Genomic DNA, 17,547 nt, shown 5'->3' on the forward strand with positions numbered 1-17,547 from the left:
CGACTGCCGGGAGATCTCGTGCGGCGAAGGGCGGTTTGGTGAACGCGCGCGTCGCCCTCTACATCGGCGGATTGCTCGGGCCGTTCGGCGGCGGCGTCGTCTCCGCCATGCTGCCGGAGCTCAGCAGCGGATTCGGCGTGTCACAAGGCATCGCGGCCACGTCGCTGACGGTGTACCTGCTGCCGTTCGCGATCGTCATGCTGGTCTCCGGCAGCCTCGGCGAGCGGTGGGGCATGAGCCGCAGCATCCGCGTCGCCTACGCCGGGTACGCGGTCGTGGCGTTGCTGGCCGCCCTCGCCCCGTGGTTCTGGCTCTTCCAGACCAGCCGCGCCTTGCAGGGCATCGCGAACGCGTTCACCACGCCGCTGCTGCTGGCCAAGCTCGCCGCCGTCACGCCGAAGGAGCGCCTCGGCCGGGCGCTGGGCACCTACGGCGCGATGCAGGCGATCGGGCAGACGTCCGCGCCGCTGGTCGGCGGGCTCGCGGCGGAAGGCGCCTGGCAGTGGGCCTTCGTCGGCCTCGCCGCGGTCGCCGCGGCCTTGGCGATCAGTCCGCTGCCGCCGGATTCGCGCGACGGCGCGGCGCAGCGGCCCGCCGCGTTGCGGGATGCCTGGCGGAAATCCGTGCTGCTGACCGGCGGCGTCGCCTTCGTCGCCTGGGCCTGCTTGGCGGGTCTGCCGTTCCTGGTCTCGTTCCGGCTGGACGACGCCTTCGCGCTGAGCCCGGGCGCGCGCGGCCTGGTGCTCACCGCTTACGGCGTGGCGGGCGCGGTCGGCGCCCGGTTGACCGGCGGGGCGGTGGACCGGTTCGGCCAGCGCGCCATCGTGTGCGTCGGGTTGCTGTTCGGCGCCCTGGCGGTCGGGGCCGTCGGCCTGGTCTCCTGGCTGCCCGCGGTCGCGATCGCCTGGGCGGTCGGCGGCGTTTGCGGGCAGCTGATCCTGGTCGGCATCCACGCCACGGTGCTCACCGGCGGGGAGAGCGGGCGCGGCGGGATCATTTCCGTGGTGACCGCGCTGCGGTTCCTCGGGATGTCGGCCTCCCCGGCGGCGTTCACCGGCCTCTACCGGCACGACGCGGCGCTGGGCTTCCTGCTCCCGGCCGCGCTGCTGGCACTGACAATTCCCGTTGTTGCCGTTTGGTGGCCGCGCAAAGCGCCCGGTTGATCGATACCGGCGTCGGCATTTTCCCAGTTTGCGCCGGATCCGCGCAGATCCGGACACCGTGCGTTACTGAATCCGATCACCGTCCGACACCGGACCGCGCCAATTGGTTCACCCAATGGTGATCGTTCGTGTGGCAGGCTTCGTCCTGCTTGAACGACAGTCCTGCCGGTCGGGCACGGGCGCGGATGTTGTGCGGCGCGGCCGGCGAAGAGGCGAGAGGACACGCCCGTGAAGATCGCCCGTTGGAAACCGCTGACCCTGTTATTCAGCGCCGCGTTGGTGGTCGTGCCCACGACCGCCACGCTGGCGGCCCCCGATGCGACGGCGGATTCCGTCGTCGAGGACTACTACCAGGACGCGATCGGCAAGACCGGTCCCGAGCTCAAGACCGCCCTGCACGGGATCATCAGCAACGGCACCACGACCCTGAGCTACGACGAGGTCTGGGACGCGCTGAAGGTCACCGACGAGGACCCGAACAACAACGCCAACGTGATCCTGCTCTACACCGGCCGGTCGCAGGGCAAGGACACCAACGGCGGCGACGCCGACGACTGGAACCGGGAGCACGTCTGGGCGAAGTCCCACGGCGACTTCGGCACCTCGCCCGGTCCCGGCACCGACGTGCACCACCTGCGCCCGACCGACGTCACCGTGAACTCGGATCGCGGCAACAAGGACTTCGACATGGGCGGCACCGAGTCCGAGGAAGCGCCCGGCAACTTCACCGACGGCGACTCCTGGGAGCCGCGCGACGAGGTGAAGGGCGACGTCGCCCGGATGATCTTCTACATGTCGGTGCGCTACGACGGCGGCGACGGCTTCGCCGACCTCGAGGTCAACGACAACGTCGACAACGGCAGCAACCCGTTCATGGGCCGCGTTTCGGTGCTGAAGCAGTGGAACGAGCAGGACCCGCCGGACGCCGGGGAGCAGCGCCGCAACCAGGTGATCTTCGACCAGTTCCAGCACAACCGGAACCCGTTCATCGACCACCCGGAGTGGGTCGCCGAGATCTGGTGACAGGGCCCGAAGAACCGGTGAGTCCGCTGGGCGGCCGTGGCCGCCCAGCGGAAACTCACTTGCGTTCCCCCCGGGAAGAGCTCTCCTTGCGCAGGACCGAGCACCACGCCGCGAGGACTCCGGCCGACAGCACGACGATCCCGCCTGCGATGCCCGCTCGCGGGCCGGCGCCCGAAACCGCGACCGCCCCGGCCAGCGCCGCGCCCGCCGGCATTCCAACGCCCCACGACAGCATTCGGCACGTCGTGTTGACCCGGCCCTGCAAGTCGTCGGGGCTGACCTGCTGCCGGTAGGTGATCGCGTTGATGACCACAGTGGAATGCGCCGCGCCCCAAGCCGTGACGGCGATCGCGGCGGCCGCCCAATGTGCGCTCAGCAACACCGCGCAGCCGCACGCCAACGACACCGGCAGCGCGCCGAGCGCGAGGCGTGCGCCGCCGTAACGACTGGTCAGACGCGGCACGATCCGCGACGCGACGAGACCGCCGACGCCCCAGCCGCTGAACAGCACGGCGATGCGCCAGTCGCCGGTGGGTCGCACCCCGAGCACCTGATCCGCCCACGGCACGAGCATGGCGGCATAGGCGCCGCCGGCGACCGAGTGGGTGGTGCCCACCAACGTCAGCACGCGAACGACGCGGTTCCCGGCCAGGAACGCCAGCCCGGCCCGGATGTCGGTGAGGAGCGACTTCGCGGTCCGGCGGGCGCCGGGAACCTGAGGTGTCGATAGTGGACGGACGATCGAGCGCACCAGCAGGCCCGATGCGAGCGCCGTGAGGGCGTTGATCGCGATCAGCGGTGCGGGAGCGGCGATCGCGACGAGCAGCCCGGCCAGCGGCGGGACCACGAGTTCGGCGAGGGTGGTCGTGCCGTAGACCTTGGCGTATGCGCCGGTGAGGTGCCGCTTGCCGACGAGCGCCGGCAGCGCGCCGAAGTTGGCGGCGTCGAACAGGACGAACAGGCTCTGCACGCCGAAGCCGACCGCGAGAACGTGCGGCGCGGTCAAGATCCCGAGGAACCAGGCGAGCGGGACGGTCGCGAGGAGCACGGCGCCGCCGAAATCCGCGACCAGCATGAGCGCGCGGCGGTCGGCGCGGTCGGCGATCGCCCCGGCGAACAGGCCGAACAGCAGGTAGGGCAGTGCTTCGGCGGCGGCCACGGCCGAGGTCCAGGCCGCCGAGGCGGTGAGCTGGTAGACCACGATCGGCAGCGCGACGGTGGAAACGAGACTGCCGGTCACGGATGCCGTCCGGGCCGCCAGGTAGCGCCGGAAATCCCGGCCGGTCTCGTCGGCCGTCGTGTCGATCATCGAATCCTCCACACCCTTGATCACCCGAATGGTGGACAAGGATAAATGAAAATGGTTACCATCACCAGGAATGGCCGGATGTGGAGTTGGACCCAGGAGGACGCCAGTGCGCGCCGTGCGCAGGACCGGCGGAATGCTTTCCGCCGCAGTACTTTCCATTGCCGTCGCGCTCACGGCGTGCTCCGCGCCTCCAGCCGGGCAGGAGCCCGCGCCGGCCGTGCCCGCGCCGGCGATCGACCGCGCCGCGCAACCGTTGGCGGCGTCGCTGAGCATCACCGACCCGCACGGGCAGCAGGTCGCGCTGCCGAAGCGACCGGAGCGGATCGTGTGCCTGAGCGGGTTGTGCGACGACGTGCTGCTGGAACTCGGCATGGTCCCGGCCGGCACGAGTAATCCGGTCCTGCTGGCGCACCCCGCGCTGCTGGGCGAGCGCGCGGCCACCGTTCCCGTGGTGCGGGGCAGTTTCGGCGCCGAAGACGTCGAGAGCATCGCGGCGCTCCAACCCGACCTCGTGATCGGGCTGGCCGGCGTGCACGACTCGCTGCGCCCGGCCGTCGAGGGCTTCGCGCCGCTGTGGTTGACCGAGCCGGCGAACTGGCAGGAATCGTTGGCATACCTGCGGAATCTGGGGTCGCTGACGGGCCGCGCGGAACAGGCCGTGGCGGCGGAGGCCCGGTTCCGCAACAAGCTCGCCGATGCGGTGGCGGCCACCCGCGCCAGCGGGCAGGCGGGACGTCGGGTCGTGCTGATGTACGGCAGCGCCGAGTCGATCGGGGTGGACACCAGCGACTCGCTCAAGGGCGACCTGCTCGCCCAGCTGTTCAGCTACCCGTTCCCGGCCAAGGGGTCGGACGCCGAGACCGCGAGCAACTACAGCGTCGAGGAGCTGCTGGCCCGGCAGCCCGACGTGGCGCTGGTCTACTCGCTGCTGTTCTCGTCCGAGGACCGCGCGCTGAGCGACCAGCTCGCCGCGAACCCGGTGTGGCAGCAGGTTCCGGCGGTGCAGAACCGGCAGGTGCACGAGGTGCACGCCAAGCTGTTCGGCTCGGGCCGCGGCACCCGGAGCCTGGCCGCGGTCATCGACGAGGCCATGCGACTGGTCCCGGCCTCCTGATGGGGCTCGCAGCCGTTTCCCGGCGCCGTGCTGCCGCGCCGTTCGCGGTGGCTGTGGGCGCGCTGGTGCTGTTCGTCGCCTCGTTGATGCTCGGCGAACCGTTCGTGGGCATCAACCGCCTGCCCCACGCGTTCACCTCGGAAGGCGAGGTCGAGCACGCGGTGGTGGCGTTGCTGCGCGCGCCACGCGCGGTGCTCGCCGTGGTCGCAGGCGCTCTGCTGGGGGTCGTCGGGCTGATGTTGCGGGAATCCTTGCGGAACCCGTTGGCAGTACCGGAAATGCTCGGCGTGTCCAGCGGCGCGTCGGCGGCCGTCGCGGCGTGCGTTGCCTGGGGCGTCCAGGTCCCGGGAGCACCGTTGGTGCCGGCGTTGCTCGGCGCCGCGGTCGGCGGTGCGCTGACGATGTTCGCGATCCGCGGCGCGAGCAGTTCGGCGGCGGTGCTGCTGGTAGGCGCGGCCGTGAGTGCGGCACTGCACGCCCTGATGCTGACGGCGCTTTCGCTCTCGGACTCCCGCGAGCAGGGCGTTCTCGTGCGCTACCTGCTGGGCTCGCTGGCCGGGGCGACTTGGGAAACGGTCGCGGTGATGGCACCGGGGCTGGTGGTCGGCATCCCGCTCGTCGTGCTCACGATTCCCGCGCTGGGACTGCTCCGGCTCGGCGACGACACCGCGGCGACGCTCGGTGGCGCTCCGGCCAGGGCTCGCGCCGTGATCCTGGCGGTGGCGTGCGCGCTGACCGCGGTGGTGGTCGGGCCGTGCGGGCCGGTGGCGTGGACCGGATTCCTCGCCCCGGAGCTCGCGCGCCGCATATGTCCACAGGGGACGCAACGCGCCTGGCTGGGCTGGTCGGCGGCGCTCGGTGCATTGCTGGTGGTCACCGCGGACCTGTTGGCGCGGACGCTGCTGCACCCGGTTGAGCTGCCCGTGGGCGGGCTGACCGCGGTGGTCGCGATCTGCGTCGGGGCACTGCTCCTGGTGCGCCGATGAGCGCCCGGTGGGCTCGACCGCTGTTGCTGATCGCACTGGTCGCAGGCTTGCTCGCGGCAGTCGCGGCGCAACTCGCGACGGGTTCGGCGGTCTCGGCGACGAGCACCTGGTCGGCGGTGTTCGGCGAGGCCGATCCGCTGACCACGCAGATCGTGCACGACCTGCGGATGCCGCGCGTGCTCGTCGGCGCGGGTGCGGGTGCGTGCCTCGGGATCGCGGGCATCGCGCTCCAGGTGGTGCTGCGCAACCCGCTGGCGTCGCCCGACGTCACCGGTGTCGGTTCGGGCGCGGTGCTGGGCGCGGTGGTCACGACGTCGGTCGGCGGCGATTTCGCCTCGCCGACGGCGATGGTCCTGGTGGCGATCGTGGGCGGGACGCTGGGCGGTGGAGCGCTGTGGCTGGTCTCGTTGCGCGCCGGCAGCGATCCGGTTCGGCTGGCGGTGATCGGGGTGGTCCTGTCGGCTGCGCTGGGCGGCGTCACCCTCGTGCTGCTCACCGCCCGGCCGCAGCTGACCGGCTCGATGACCCGGTGGCTGATCGGCTCGCTGAACGGCCGGACCTGGTCGCACTGGTCGGCGCTGTGGCCGTGGCTGGTCGTGGCCGCGGTGTCGGGGCTGCTCGTGTCGGCGGTCCTGCAGGTGCTCGCGATCGACGACGACCACGGCCGGGGCATCGGCCTCGCGGTCGCGCCGTGGCGCAGCGCGGTGCTGCTCGTCGCGGTGCTGGCGACGGCGGTCGCCATCGCTTCGGTCGGCGCGATGGCTTTCGTGGGTTTGCTCGCTCCGCACGCCGCTCGCGCCATGTTCGGCGCCGATCACCGGTTCGCGCTGCCCGCCTCGGCATTGCTCGGCGCGGCAACGGTGTGCGGTGCCGACTCGGTCGCTCAGGAGATCACGGCACGGGTCCCGGGCACCGCGCTCGCGGGCATGCCGACCGGTGCGGTGACCGCGTTGATCGGAGCTGCCGTGCTCGTTCGAGTCGCCAGGAGAACCACCGTCATCGGAGGCCGTTGATGAGTTCCTTGCAGGCCAACGGCATCACCGTCCGGTTCGGGCATCGGACGGTGCTCGCCGGCGTGGACCTGACCGTCGCCGATGGGCAGTGGCTGGCGCTCGTCGGCCGCAACGGCTGCGGGAAGACGACGCTGCTGCGCGTCCTCGGCGGGCTGCATGTCCCGACCAGCGGTGAGGTGTTGGTGCGGGGCCGGACGCTGCGATCGATGTCGCGGCGCCGAGCGGCGCGCGAGATCGCGGTGCTGGCGCAGTCGATGCCGGCGGTGCCGGGCCTCACGGTCCGGCAGCTGGTGCGCCAGGGCCGGTACGCGGTGCGCGGCCCGTTGGGGATGCTGGCCGGCGGAGACGACGAGCAGGTCCGCGATGCGATGTCGGCGACCGGGGTGGATGGTTGCGCCGATGCGGCCGTCGATCGGCTCTCCGGCGGCGAACGCCAACGCGTGCGCCTCGCTCTCGCGCTGGCGCAGGACACCTCGATCCTGCTGCTCGACGAGCCGACCACCTATCTCGACATCCGCCACCAGCTCGAAGTCCTGGAGCTGGTGCGCCGCCTGCAGCAGGAACGCGGCCTGACGGTGGTCACCGTGCTGCACGACCTCGAACAGGCGGCCCGCTACGCCGATCGCGTGGTGGCGCTGCGGGACGGCGCTGTCCATGCCGACGGCCCGACGTCGGAGGTCGTCGATGAGCGCCTGCTGGAGTCGGTGTTCGGCGTCTCGGGCAGGGTGTGGCGGGACGAGCGGACCGGCCGTCCACTGTGCACCTACGACTCGGTGCACCCCGGCTCCTGACTTCAGGAGCGTTCAGGGGTGCGCGCTGTCGAGGAAGCCGGTGAGGATTTCGTTCAGGCGGGCGGCATTCCCGGTCGGCAGCGCGTGGTGGCCGACGCCGGGCAGCATCGCCGTGCGGACGCCGGGCACCACGCGTTCGGCCTGCGCGAGCAGGCGGCGCGGGTCGTGGGCCTTGCTGTTCTCCGCCGCCAGCACGAGGGTCGGCACCGTCAGGCCCGCCGGGTCGGGATTGGGGCTGGTGACCGGCTTCGCGGCCCGGAACTCCGCGCCGCGGGCCTGCAGTTCGAGGCAGGCCGGGTCGATGCCGGCGCCGCCGGTCTCCCAGCGCAGGAAGTCGCGCGTTCGCTGTGGCGCGGGCCGCAGCAGCATCGGCAGGGCGCGCAGCAGGTAGCGCGGATTCCAGCGGGTGAAGCACGCCGTGGGATCCAGCAGCGCGAGGCTGCGCACCCGGGGCGAGTGGAGGGCGTAGTGCAGGGCGATCCACGCTCCGTAGGAATGCCCGCACAGGTCCGCCGCCTCGACGCCGAGGTGGTCGAGCACCTCGTCCAGCCAAGCCATCTGGTCGCCGACGCCGGAGACCGCTTTGCCGTCGGCGACGCTGCGCCCGGCCTCACCGATGAGATCGATGGCGTAGATCCGGTGCCGCTCGCCGAGTTCGCGGACGTTGGCGAACCACACCGTCGAGGTGGCTCCGCCGCCGGGCAGGAGCACCAACGGCGGGCCGTCCGGCGCGCCGCAGGCGTGCACGTGGGTGCTGCCGTAGGCCGTCGGCACTTCGAGCGCGTCGACCGGGGCAGGCCACTTCGCCAGCACCGCGTCGTAGGCGGCGAAGAAGTCATCGGCGCCGCGGGAGGTCCGGAGGTCCATCGTGCACCTCGCTCGTCGAGTAGCCCGGTGATCGAGAGACTAGCGCTCCCTCAGTCCCGATCGGCGCGCATTGCCGCCAGGATCTCGTCACACCAGGCCAGCATCGACTCCTCGGTGCGGATGCCGCCGCGCAGCACCAGGTACTGGTGCAGCTGCTGCCCGGAAAGCCCTTGCGGCGCGGGGAAATCCCGCTCCTCGATCGCGCGGTAGACGGCCAGCCGCTCGTCGTGCCCCCGGCGGTGGCGGGCGACCTCCTCGGCGACCCGCTCGGTGTCGCCGAAGGACGCGCCGCGGATCTTCACCGACAGCTCGTTGCGGACGGCCGGCGGGTCCACCGGTTCGGCGAGCCAGCGCGCCAGCTCGGCGGCGCCGGACTCGCTGACCCGGTAGACCTTCTTGTCCGGGCGCTTGTCCTGCGCGACCTCGTCGCAGGACACCCAGTCCAGCTCGACCATCCGCTTCAGGCTCCGGTAGATCTGCTGGTGGCTGGCCGACCAGAAGTAACCGATGGACTTGTCGAACCGGCGCGCCAGCTCGTACCCGGATCCCGCGCGTTCCTGCAGGGAGACCAGGATCGCGTACTCCAACGACATCGGTTCAGTCTGCCACGCCGATCAGCCCGCCCAGCCGTCCCCGGATCAGCCCGGCGGCCTCGCGCACGATGCGCTCCACCAGCTCGCCGACCGGGGGCACGTCGTTGATCAGCCCCTGCACCATGCCGGCGCTCCAGATGCCGAGCTCCGGGTCGCCCTGCTCGTAGACCTGGCGGCCGCGGGCGCCGGCGACGAGGTCGCGGACGTCCTCGAAGGCCGCGCCGTCGGCCAGCTTCGCCACCACTTCGCGGCTGACGGTGTTGCTGGCGACCCGCGCGGTGTTGCGCAGCGGCCGGAAGATCAGCTCGGTCTCCAACTCGCTGGCCTCGGCGATCCGCTTCTTCACCGCGTCGTGGATCGGCGACTCGGCGGTGCACATGAAGCGGGTGCCCATGTTGATGCCGTCCGCGCCGAGCGCCAACGCCGCCACCAAGCCGCGGGCGTCGGCGAAGCCGCCGGAGGCGATGATCGGGATGCTGAGCTCGTCGGCGGCGCGGGGGATCAGCACCAGGCCGGGGATGTCGTCCTCGCCGGGGTGGCCGGCGCACTCGAAGCCGTCGATGCTGACCGCGTCCACGCCGAGCTGCTGCGCCTTGAGCGCGTGCCGGACGCTGGTGCACTTGTGCAGCACCCGGACCCCGGCGGGCTTGAACGCGGCGACCTGCTCGGCCGGGTTGGACCCGGCGGTCTCGACGATCTTGATGCCGGATTCGATGATCGCCTGCCGGTACTCCGCGTACGGCGGCGGCGTGATGGTGGGCAGGATCGTCAGGTTGACGCCGAAGGGCTTGTCGGTCATCTCGCGGCAGCGCGCGATCTCCTTGACCAGGTCCTCCGGCGTCGGCTGGGTGAGCGCGGTGATCATGCCGAGCGCGCCGGCCTCCGCGACCGCCGCGACGAGTTCGGCCCGGCCGACCCACTGCATGCCGCCTTGCACGATGGGGTGTTCGACGCCGAACTCCTCGGTGAACCTGGTTCGAAGCACGTTGCTCATCGCTCGCCTCCCGCTGCGCTGCCGACGCGGGCGCCGAGGCGCCCGCGTCGGTCAAGCTACTATGCAACAAGATGCAATGCAACGAGTTGCATAGAGAGCGTGGAGAACTCTTAAAAGGAGATGTAGCCGCCGTCGACGGTGATCGCATCCGCGGTGTGGAAGGCGCTCGCCGGGCTCGCCAGGTAGACCGCCAGCGCGCCGAAGTCCGAGGGCGCGCCCCAGCGGCCCACCGGCATCCGGGGCAGCACCTTGCGCTGGAACCCCTCGGACTGCAGCGCCGGGTCGGCCAGCGGCGTGCTCACCCAGCCCGGCAGCACCGCGTTGGCCCGGATCCCGTGCCGGGCCAGCTCGATCGCGATCGACTTGATCATCGAGATCAGCGCGCCCTTCGACGCGGCGTAGGCCTGGCCGCGCGGTTGTCCCTGTCGCGCCGCCAGGCTCGACGTGCCGACGAGGCTGCCGCCCTCGCCCTGCGCCAGCAGCCGGCGCGCCGCCGCGCGCAGCGTGAGGAACGCGCCGTCGACGTTCACCCGCGTCACGCGGTGGAAGTCGCTGAGCTCGGCGTCCACGAAGCGGGTCCCGCCGCCGCCCACGCCGGCGTTGGCGAAGCACGAATCCAGCCGCCCGAACTCCTCGACGGTGCGTGCCATCGCCGCCTCGACCTGCTCTTCGTCGCCGACGTCGCAGCGCAGCGCGAGCACCTCGCCGCCGTGCTTCTCCAGCTCCCGGGCCGCGGTCTCGTTGCGCTCGGCGTTGGTGCCCCAGATGCAGACGCCCGCGCCGGCGGCGGCCAGCGCGTCGGCCATCGCCAGGCCGATGCCCGAATTGCCGCCGGTCACCACGGAAACGTGCCCGGTGAGATCGAAGGGGTTGGCGGTGTCGCTCATGTTTCGTGCCTCCTGGGTGGGATCAACGCTCGCCGTGCTCACGGCGCAGCTGGGTTTTGAGGACCTTGCCACTGGGGTTCCGCGGCAGTTCCGCGACGACCGCCAGCCGGCGCGGGCGCTTGTAGCCGGCGAGTCGCTGCTTGCACCAGTCCTCGATGTCGGCGAACGTCGGCGGATCGGCCGGGTCGCGCGGCGCGACGACCGCCAGCGGCGTCTCGCCCCACCGCTCGTCCGGCACCCCGATCAGCGCGGTCTCGGCCACCTTGGGATGCGCGGCGAGCACGTCCTCGACCTCGGCGCAGTAGATGTTCTCGCCGCCGGAGATGATCATGTCCTTCTTCCGGTCGACCACGTAGAGGTAGCCCTCGTCGTCCTGGCGCACCAGGTCGCCGGAGTGGAACCAGCCGCCGTGGAACGCCTCGGCGGTCTCCGCCGGTTTGCCCCAGTACTCTCGCATCACCGTGGGTCCGCGGTAGACGATCTCGCCGACCTCGCCGCGCGGCACGTCGTTCATGTCGTCGTCGACCACCCTGGCCTCGACGTTGAGCATCGGGGTGCCGACGGAGCCGATCTTGCGCAGGGCGTCCTCGCCGCGCAGCATCGTGGTCACCGGGCTGCATTCGGTCTGCCCGAACGAGGTGGTGATCTCGGCCTGCGGGAACGTGTCGAACATCTTGCGCAGCAGCGTCGTCGACGCCGGCGCGGCGCCCCAGCTGATCCGCTGCAGCGCCGAGAGGTCGTGGTCGCCGATGTCCGGCAGGTCGCAGATCGCCTGCCACTGCGCGGGCACGAAGAAGCACGACGTGATCCGCTCCCGCGCCAGCATCCGCACCGTCTCGGCCGGATCGAACCGGCCCGACGCGCTGATCACGATCCGCCCGCCGAGCAGCAGGTACGGCAGCATCCCGGACACCCCGGCGATGTGGAACAGCGGCACGCCCACCAGCCAGACGCGGTTGTCCGCGGTGACGCCGTTGTGCACCAGCGAGCTGAAGCTGTGCATCAGCAGGTTGTGGTGGGTGAGCACGGCGCCCTTGGGCCGGCCGGTGGTCCCCGAGGTGTACATGATGAACGCTGGCGACTGCTCGTCCACGACGGTCTCGGTGAACTCGTCGGACGCAGCCGCGAGCGCCGCGTCGTAGTTCTCGGTGTCTTCGCCCGCGGCGCCGCCGATGACCAGGCAGACGCGCACGCCGGGTGCCTTTTCCCCGGCCGTGGCCATGGTTTCGGCCAGGAACGAGTCCACGATCACCGCGCAGGCGCCGCTGTCGTCGAGCGCGTAGGCGATCTCGTCGGCGACCAGCCGGAAGTTGATCGGCACGCAGATCGCGCCGAGCCGCGCGCAGGCGAAGTAGGACTCGACGATCTCCAGCCCGTTGAGCCCGGCCACCGCGACCCGGTCGCCGGCTCCGACGCCGCGGTCTCGCAGCGCGTTCGCCAGCCGGGTGACCCGCTCGTCGAACTCCCGGTAGCTGCGGCTGACGTCCTGGAAGCGCAGTGCGATCTCGTCGGGGATCTTGCGGGCATGCCGGGCCAGCTGATCGCCGGCGGTCATGCCTCGGCCGGTCACGGATTGCGCAGCAGCGGACATCGTTACCTCGCCGGTGAGGGTGACGTGACGGGCCTCATATTGCGTTGCCGAACGGTGGTGGTCAACCCGGGACGGGCGGCCGGGACCGCGGAAAAGTCCGGCGCGCAACGCAGGTCACCCGGCCGCGAAGTCCACTATGGACCTTAAAATAGAACATGTTCAGCCGACTCCAGTTCGGTTACAGTCGGCGGGGACGGATTCGCTGCCACCGCACCGCCGGGGTGGAGGGAGAGCACATGGACGTCGACGAGTTCCGCGCGAAAGCGCGCGAATTCCTGGCCGCCAACGCGCCGGGATCCCTGGGCGACCGCGCCCCGGCCGAGGTGCTCGAGGAGGCCAAGCGGTTCCAGGCCGCCGCCTACGACGCGGGCCTGGCGGGCATCACCTGGCCGGCCGAGTTCGGCGGGCAGGGCCGCACCGCCGCCGAGCAGCAGGCGTACGACGCGGAGGCGGCCCACTACGACCTGCCGAGCTCGCCGTTCATGGTCGGGATGGGCATGTGCGGCCCCACGCTGCTGGACCTCGGCACCCCGGAGCAGAAGGCGCGCTACCTGCCGAAGCTGTTGCGCGGCGACGAGATCTGGTGCCAGCTGTTCTCCGAGCCCGGCGCGGGTTCCGACGTCGCCAGCCTGCAGACCCGCGCGGTGCGCGAAGCTGGAGGCGCCTCCCGCTCGAGCGAAGCCGAGAGCGGGGGAGAATGGGTGATCAACGGCCAGAAGGTGTGGACCTCGGGCGCGCAGTGGTCGGACTTCGGCGCGCTGCTGGCCCGCACCGACCCGGACGTCCCGAAGCACCGCGGCATCACCATGTTCATCATCGACATGCACGCCCCCGGCGTGACGGTGCGGCCGCTGCGGGACATGACCGGCCGGGCGCCGTTCAACGAGGTCTACTTCGACGACGTGCGCATCCCGGCCGATTCGGTGATCGGCGAGGTCGGCGGCGGCTGGCTGGCGGCGGTCACCATGCTCGGGCACGAGCGGGTGTCGATCGGCGGCTCGGTGCGGCGCGGCGGCGACCCGCTGTCCTACGACAACCTGGTGGAGCTCGCCCGCCGCCATGGCCGCGCCGAGGATCCGGTGGTGCGCGGCCGGTTGGCCGAGATCTACGCCCAGGAGAAGGCGCTCGGGCTGTTCAACAGCCGGTTGCGGCAGGAAGCGGAGGCGGGATCGCCGCCCGGCGCCCGCGGTTCGGTGTCGAAGCTCGCCGGCGCGCTGCTGCTGTGGCGCGCGGTGGACACCGCCGGTCTCATCGCCGGTCCGGAGCTCGCGGTCTGGGAGCCGGGCGACGCGGCGGCCGAGGAGATGGCGATCGCGATCAACTCGACGCCCGCGTCGAGCATCGCCGGCGGTTCCAACCAGATCCAGCGCAACATCATCGGGGAGCGGATCCTCGGCCTGCCGAAGGAGCCCCAGGTGGACCGCGACGTCCCGTTCCGGGAGCTGAAGGTCGGCACCCAGCGCCCCGCGTGACCCGAACGACCGCCGAAGACCCCCGAGGAGCGTGCAATGCAGCTGGTGTTGACCCGCGAGCAACGAGAACTCCGGTCCGCGGTCCGGAAGTTCCTGGCCGAGCACGCGCCGCCCGCGCGGGTGCGCGAGCTGATCGACGGCGATGGCCACGACGCCGTGCTCTGGCGGCGGCTGGCCGGTGAACTCGGCGCGACCGGGCTCGTGGTGCCCGAGGAGCACGGCGGATCCGGCGCCGGGCACGTCGAGCGCGCCGTGGTGCTGGAGGAGCTGGGGCGAGCCCTGGCGCCGGTGCCGTTCCTCGCCTCGGCGGTGTTGGCGACCGATGTGCTGCTGGCGCTGGACGACGCCGAAGCGCAGGCGGAACTGCTGCCGCGGCTGGCGGCCGGCGAGCTGATCGGGGCGGTTTCCTGGGACGCTGAGTCGGCGCCGACGGCCACCCGGCGGGACGGCTCGTGGGTGCTCGACGGCCGCGCCCCGCAGGTGCTCTCCGGCGACATCGCGGACTTCGTGCTGGTGTACGCCAGGACCGAGCAGGGCGGTTCGTGGTTCCGGGCCGACGGCGCGGACGGCGTGACGAGAACGCCGCTGCGGACGCTGGATCCGACCCGGCGGATCGCGCGGCTGGACTTCGCCGGTACCCCGGCGCGCCAGCTGTCCACAGAGGACGCCGATGCGGTGCTGGCCGAAGTGCGGGGCACCGCGGCGGTCGCGCTCGCCGCCGAACAGCTCGGCGGGATGGAGCGGGTCCTGGAGATGACGGTGGAGTACGCCAAGGTCCGGGTGCAGTTCGGTCGCGCCATCGGTTCCTACCAGGCGGTCAAGCACCGCTGCGCGGACATGTACAGCGCCTGGGAGCAGGCACATTCCGCCGTGCGCTACGCGGCCTGGACCGCGGACGAGGACCGCGCACAACTGCCGCTGGCGGCGGCGATGGTGCAGGTGCTCGTGTCGCCGGCGTACTTCCAGGCGGCGGCCGACACCGTCCAGCTGCACGGCGGCATCGGCTACACCTGGGAGCACGACGCCCACCTGTACTACAAGCGCGCGAAGACCGCGGAACTGCTCCTCGGCACCCCGGACCAGCAGCGCGCCCGGCTCGCGGACGCCCTCGCGATCTGATCGGGCGGGTGCGTGCGCGGCGCCGTTCGTCAAGTAAGTTGACCAAGGGTGCCCGGCGCGCGGAGATGGGTGGACGATGGGTGAGCGCTCGTTCGAGCTGAGAACCGTTGCGCTCGCGGCATTCGGACCGACCCTGCTGTTCTCCACCGGTGAGGGCGCGATCATCCCGATGATCCCGCTCATCGCCGCCGACCAGGGCGCGGACCTGGGGACGCTGGGCCTGATCGCAGCCATGATCATGGTGGGGGAGCTCGTCGGCGACGTGCCCAGCGGCGCGCTGGTGCACCGCCTCGGCGAGCGGCGGGCGATGATCGGCGCCGCGATCGTGTCGGTGCTGGGCCTGGTCGGCTGCTACCTCTCGACGATCCCGTGGATGCTGGGCGCGTGCGTGTTCCTCGTCGGCCTGTCCACGGCGGTGTTCGCGCTCGCCAGGCACGCGTACATCACCACGGCCGTGCCGCTGCGCTACCGGGCGCGGGCGTTGAGCGTGCTCGGCGGGGTGTTCCGCGGGGGCTACTTCATCGGCCCCTTCCTCGCGGTGCTGGTGCTGATGGTGACGCCCGACAAGCGGGCGGTGTTCCTGCTCCACATCGCATTCGCCCTCGCCTCGGTGATCCTGCTGCTGTGCACGAAGGACCTCGGCACCGGCGGCGAGGGGGCCGCCGAACCCGCGCACCAGGGACTGCTCACCACGCTGGTGCACCATCGCGGCGTGCTGGTGCGGATGGGGGCCTGCGCCGCGCTGATCGGCGGGCTGCGGGCGTCCCGGATGGTCGTGCTGCCGATGGTGGCGGTCGCGGCCGGGCTGTCGCCGTCGACCACCGCGCTGATCATCGGCATCGCGGGCGGCATCGACTTCGCGCTGTCCTACACCTCGGGCCAGATCATGGACCACTTCGGCCGGATGTGGGCGGCGGTGCCGTCGATGACCGGCCTGGCCGTCGGGCACCTCGTGCTGTTCGCGGTGGACGACGTGCCGACCTTCGCGATCGTCGCGGTGTTCCTGGCGCTGGCGAACGGGACCAGCAGCGGAATCCTGATGACGCTCGGCGCGGACCTCGCGCCGCAGCCGGGCCCGGCGCCGTTCCTCGGCGCCTGGCGGTTCACCGGCGACTTCGGGCAGGCGGTCGGGCCGGTCACCGTGTCCGGGCTGACCGCGATGGCCGGCATCGGGTTCGCCGGCGCGGGCATGGGCCTGCTCGGACTGCTGGGCGCGGGCCTGCTGCTGCGCTACGTCCCGCGCTACGTCCCCCAGGCGCGGACCGGTGTGCCGGGCCACATTACCCACCCGGCGGAGTGAGCGGCGGCACCGCGGAATGATCGAATGTCGGCGACACCACCACCGGGCCGGGGAGAGACATGGCTGCCAAGAAATCAGTGTGGACGTCGGTCGTGGCGGTCGCGCTGCTGGGCCTGATGTGGGTGGTGTTCGAGTCCGGCATCTTCGACGCGAAGGTCAGCGCCACCACCGGCCCCGCCGGCGAGCAGCTCGCCGAACTGCGCGTCGCCCCGGCGGGATCGATGGACGGTTACTCGCGCGAGCGGTTCAAGCACTGGACCACGAAGCCGGAAGCCGGGAAGAACTGCAACACCCGCGAGGCGGTGCTGGCGCGGGACGGCCAGAACGTCCGCACCAACAACGCCTGCGAGGCCACCGCCGGCACGTGGACCAGCACCTACACCGGCCAGCAGCTGACCGACCCTTCGGCGATCGACATCGATCACATGGTGCCGCTGGCGAACGCCTGGCGCAGCGGCGCGAACAAGTGGGACGACCAGCGCCGCGAGCAGTTCGCCAACGACATGCAGCTGCCGCAGCTGGTGGCCGTCGACGCGAGTTCCAACCGCAGCAAGGGCGACCAGGACCCGTCCCAGTGGAAGCCCGAACGCGCGAACTGGTGCAGCTACGCGACGAGCTGGATCACGGTCAAGCGCGCCTACGACCTGACGGTCACCGAACAGGAGCAGAAGGCGCTCCAGGAAATGCTCGCGACCTGCGGCTGATCCGGCTCAGGCACTGTAGCCCTTCGGCGGGATGAGCGTGCTCAGCTGATCGAAGGTCAGCCATTGACGTCCTCTCCTGCCTGAAGGCGGGTGATTCCTCGGTGTCATGCTGCGGTGACGTTCGAGGATGGTTCACGCAACCGGCTACCCGTGCGGGTGCCTTGCCCATGTGGACTGCGCGTGCTCTGTGAACTGCCGCGACCGCTCGCGGCAGTTCCCGCCTCCCACACGGTGGTGGGTTTCCGTCCGGCGGTGCTGAATGCTCGAGCAAGGATGATCATGGCGGCGTTGCGGTCGGCGTGGTCGGTGTGCCCGCAATGCACACACATGAACAACCGGCCGCAACCCTCACGCGACTCGGGGTCGCGGGTATGGCACTTCGAGCACGTCTGCGACGAACCAGATGCCGGAACCGCGACCAGTTCACCGCCGCACCGCTTGGTCTTGTACCCAAGCTGGCGGCGGATCTCGAACCATCCTTGATCGGCGACACTTCGGTTCAACCCAGCCTTCTGACGTACGCCTCGGCCGGGCTGCTCGGAAGTGCCTTTGGCGGAGCGGAGCATGTTGCGGACCTTCAAGTCCTCGACCGCGATCAGGCCGTGGTTTTTGGCCAGGTCG

At 71.4% G+C, this 17,547-nt stretch carries 17 protein-coding genes; 10 read left to right on the forward strand and 7 right to left on the reverse strand.

Translation table 11 applies throughout. The annotated features are described in order from the left end of the window. Positions 1-38 precede the first annotated feature (38 nt). A complete protein-coding gene (locus E1288_RS30830) occupies positions 39-1,163 on the forward strand; it encodes an MFS transporter (RefSeq protein ID WP_132491418.1) in 1,125 nt (374 codons plus the stop codon). A 228-nt stretch (positions 1,164-1,391) separates the two neighbouring features. Further along, complete coding sequence (locus E1288_RS30835; protein ID WP_132491421.1) at positions 1,392-2,186, forward strand: endonuclease I family protein; 795 nt, start codon at positions 1,392-1,394, stop codon at positions 2,184-2,186. Positions 2,187-2,241: 55 nt separating this feature from the next. Here the strand turns inward: E1288_RS30835 and E1288_RS30840 are convergent, their stop codons facing one another. After that, positions 2,242-3,495, reverse strand: a complete 1,254-nt coding sequence (locus tag E1288_RS30840) for an MFS transporter (RefSeq protein ID WP_132491423.1) — start codon at positions 3,493-3,495, stop codon at positions 2,242-2,244. A 106-nt stretch (positions 3,496-3,601) separates the two neighbouring features. Here E1288_RS30840 and E1288_RS30845 point away from each other — a divergent pair, with 106 nt between their 5' ends. Genes E1288_RS30845 through E1288_RS30860 form a run of 4 tightly spaced genes read left to right on the forward strand, consistent with a single transcriptional unit; the run spans position 3,602 to position 7,399 of the window. Then, positions 3,602-4,609, forward strand: a complete 1,008-nt coding sequence (locus tag E1288_RS30845) for an ABC transporter substrate-binding protein (RefSeq protein WP_132491426.1) — start codon at positions 3,602-3,604, stop codon at positions 4,607-4,609. Beyond that, positions 4,609-5,595 (forward strand): FecCD family ABC transporter permease, encoded by a 987-nt coding sequence (locus tag E1288_RS30850; protein ID WP_165968337.1) that lies wholly within the window; start codon positions 4,609-4,611, stop codon positions 5,593-5,595. Before E1288_RS30845 ends, E1288_RS30850 begins: the two co-directional genes overlap by 1 nt. Further along, a complete protein-coding gene (locus E1288_RS30855; RefSeq protein WP_132491429.1) occupies positions 5,592-6,608 on the forward strand; it encodes a FecCD family ABC transporter permease in 1,017 nt (338 codons plus the stop codon). The genes E1288_RS30850 and E1288_RS30855 overlap by 4 nt, the downstream gene beginning before the upstream one ends. After that, complete coding sequence (locus E1288_RS30860; RefSeq protein ID WP_132491432.1) at positions 6,608-7,399, forward strand: ABC transporter ATP-binding protein; 792 nt, start codon at positions 6,608-6,610, stop codon at positions 7,397-7,399. The genes E1288_RS30855 and E1288_RS30860 overlap by 1 nt, the downstream gene beginning before the upstream one ends. Before the next feature lie 12 nt (positions 7,400-7,411). On the opposite strand, the gene E1288_RS30865 is transcribed toward E1288_RS30860, so the two are convergent. The 5 genes from E1288_RS30865 to E1288_RS30885 all read right to left on the reverse strand — a co-directional run bounded on the left by E1288_RS30865 (position 7,412) and on the right by E1288_RS30885 (position 12,295). Beyond that, on the reverse strand, positions 7,412-8,266 hold the full coding sequence (locus E1288_RS30865) for an alpha/beta fold hydrolase (protein ID WP_132491435.1): 855 nt from the start codon (positions 8,264-8,266) through the stop codon (positions 7,412-7,414). Between the two features lie 50 nt (positions 8,267-8,316). Continuing rightward, complete coding sequence (locus E1288_RS30870; protein WP_132491438.1) at positions 8,317-8,859, reverse strand: PadR family transcriptional regulator; 543 nt, start codon at positions 8,857-8,859, stop codon at positions 8,317-8,319. A gap of 4 nt (positions 8,860-8,863) precedes the next feature. Beyond that, the gene (locus E1288_RS30875; protein ID WP_207954655.1) at positions 8,864-9,844 is read right to left on the reverse strand and encodes an NAD(P)H-dependent flavin oxidoreductase; all 981 of its coding nucleotides are present in this window, start codon (positions 9,842-9,844) and stop codon (positions 8,864-8,866) included. Between the two features lie 119 nt (positions 9,845-9,963). Then, the gene (locus E1288_RS30880) at positions 9,964-10,740 is read right to left on the reverse strand and encodes an SDR family NAD(P)-dependent oxidoreductase (protein ID WP_132491444.1); all 777 of its coding nucleotides are present in this window, start codon (positions 10,738-10,740) and stop codon (positions 9,964-9,966) included. A gap of 22 nt (positions 10,741-10,762) precedes the next feature. Next, on the reverse strand, positions 10,763-12,295 hold the full coding sequence (locus E1288_RS30885; RefSeq protein ID WP_207954653.1) for a long-chain-fatty-acid--CoA ligase: 1,533 nt from the start codon (positions 12,293-12,295) through the stop codon (positions 10,763-10,765). 272 nt (positions 12,296-12,567) lie between these two features. On the opposite strand from E1288_RS30885, the gene E1288_RS30890 reads away from it, so the two are divergent. The 4 genes from E1288_RS30890 (at position 12,568) to E1288_RS49095 (ending at position 16,926) form a co-directional block, all read left to right on the forward strand. Further along, positions 12,568-13,803, forward strand: coding sequence for an acyl-CoA dehydrogenase family protein (locus tag E1288_RS30890; protein WP_132491450.1), 1,236 nt, complete (start codon positions 12,568-12,570; stop codon positions 13,801-13,803). Between the two features lie 36 nt (positions 13,804-13,839). After that, a complete protein-coding gene (locus E1288_RS30895; protein WP_132491452.1) occupies positions 13,840-14,922 on the forward strand; it encodes an acyl-CoA dehydrogenase family protein in 1,083 nt (360 codons plus the stop codon). A gap of 76 nt (positions 14,923-14,998) precedes the next feature. After that, on the forward strand, positions 14,999-16,222 hold the full coding sequence (locus tag E1288_RS30900; RefSeq protein WP_132491455.1) for an MFS transporter: 1,224 nt from the start codon (positions 14,999-15,001) through the stop codon (positions 16,220-16,222). A gap of 59 nt (positions 16,223-16,281) precedes the next feature. After that, a complete protein-coding gene (locus E1288_RS49095; protein ID WP_132491458.1) occupies positions 16,282-16,926 on the forward strand; it encodes an HNH endonuclease family protein in 645 nt (214 codons plus the stop codon). Positions 16,927-17,030: 104 nt separating this feature from the next. Here E1288_RS49095 and E1288_RS30910 read toward each other — a convergent pair. Beyond that, positions 17,031-17,547: RNA-guided endonuclease InsQ/TnpB family protein (locus E1288_RS30910; protein WP_132491461.1), on the reverse strand; the 517-nt coding region annotated here is incomplete at its 5' end.

Origin of the sequence: Saccharopolyspora elongata, from assembly GCF_004348985.1 — a bacterium.
GTDB lineage: Bacteria > Actinomycetota > Actinomycetes > Mycobacteriales > Pseudonocardiaceae > Saccharopolyspora > Saccharopolyspora elongata.

Excerpts from the sequence above, each read along its gene's own strand:
- E1288_RS30840 (WP_132491423.1), bottom strand. The coding sequence starts at position 3,495 with ATGATCGACACGACGGCCGACGAGACCGGCCGGGATTTCCGGCGCTAC.
- E1288_RS30850 (WP_165968337.1), top strand. The coding sequence starts at position 4,609 with ATGGGGCTCGCAGCCGTTTCCCGGCGCCGTGCTGCCGCGCCGTTCGCG.
- E1288_RS30855 (WP_132491429.1), top strand. The coding sequence starts at position 5,592 with ATGAGCGCCCGGTGGGCTCGACCGCTGTTGCTGATCGCACTGGTCGCA.
- E1288_RS30860 (WP_132491432.1), top strand. The coding sequence starts at position 6,608 with ATGAGTTCCTTGCAGGCCAACGGCATCACCGTCCGGTTCGGGCATCGG.
- E1288_RS30865 (WP_132491435.1), bottom strand. The coding sequence starts at position 8,266 with ATGGACCTCCGGACCTCCCGCGGCGCCGATGACTTCTTCGCCGCCTAC.
- E1288_RS30870 (WP_132491438.1), bottom strand. The coding sequence starts at position 8,859 with ATGTCGTTGGAGTACGCGATCCTGGTCTCCCTGCAGGAACGCGCGGGA.
- E1288_RS30880 (WP_132491444.1), bottom strand. The coding sequence starts at position 10,740 with ATGAGCGACACCGCCAACCCCTTCGATCTCACCGGGCACGTTTCCGTG.
- E1288_RS30885 (WP_207954653.1), bottom strand. The coding sequence starts at position 12,295 with ATGACCGCCGGCGATCAGCTGGCCCGGCATGCCCGCAAGATCCCCGAC.
- E1288_RS30890 (WP_132491450.1), top strand. The coding sequence starts at position 12,568 with ATGGACGTCGACGAGTTCCGCGCGAAAGCGCGCGAATTCCTGGCCGCC.
- E1288_RS30895 (WP_132491452.1), top strand. The coding sequence starts at position 13,840 with ATGCAGCTGGTGTTGACCCGCGAGCAACGAGAACTCCGGTCCGCGGTC.
- E1288_RS30900 (WP_132491455.1), top strand. The coding sequence starts at position 14,999 with ATGGGTGAGCGCTCGTTCGAGCTGAGAACCGTTGCGCTCGCGGCATTC.
- E1288_RS49095 (WP_132491458.1), top strand. The coding sequence starts at position 16,282 with ATGGCTGCCAAGAAATCAGTGTGGACGTCGGTCGTGGCGGTCGCGCTG.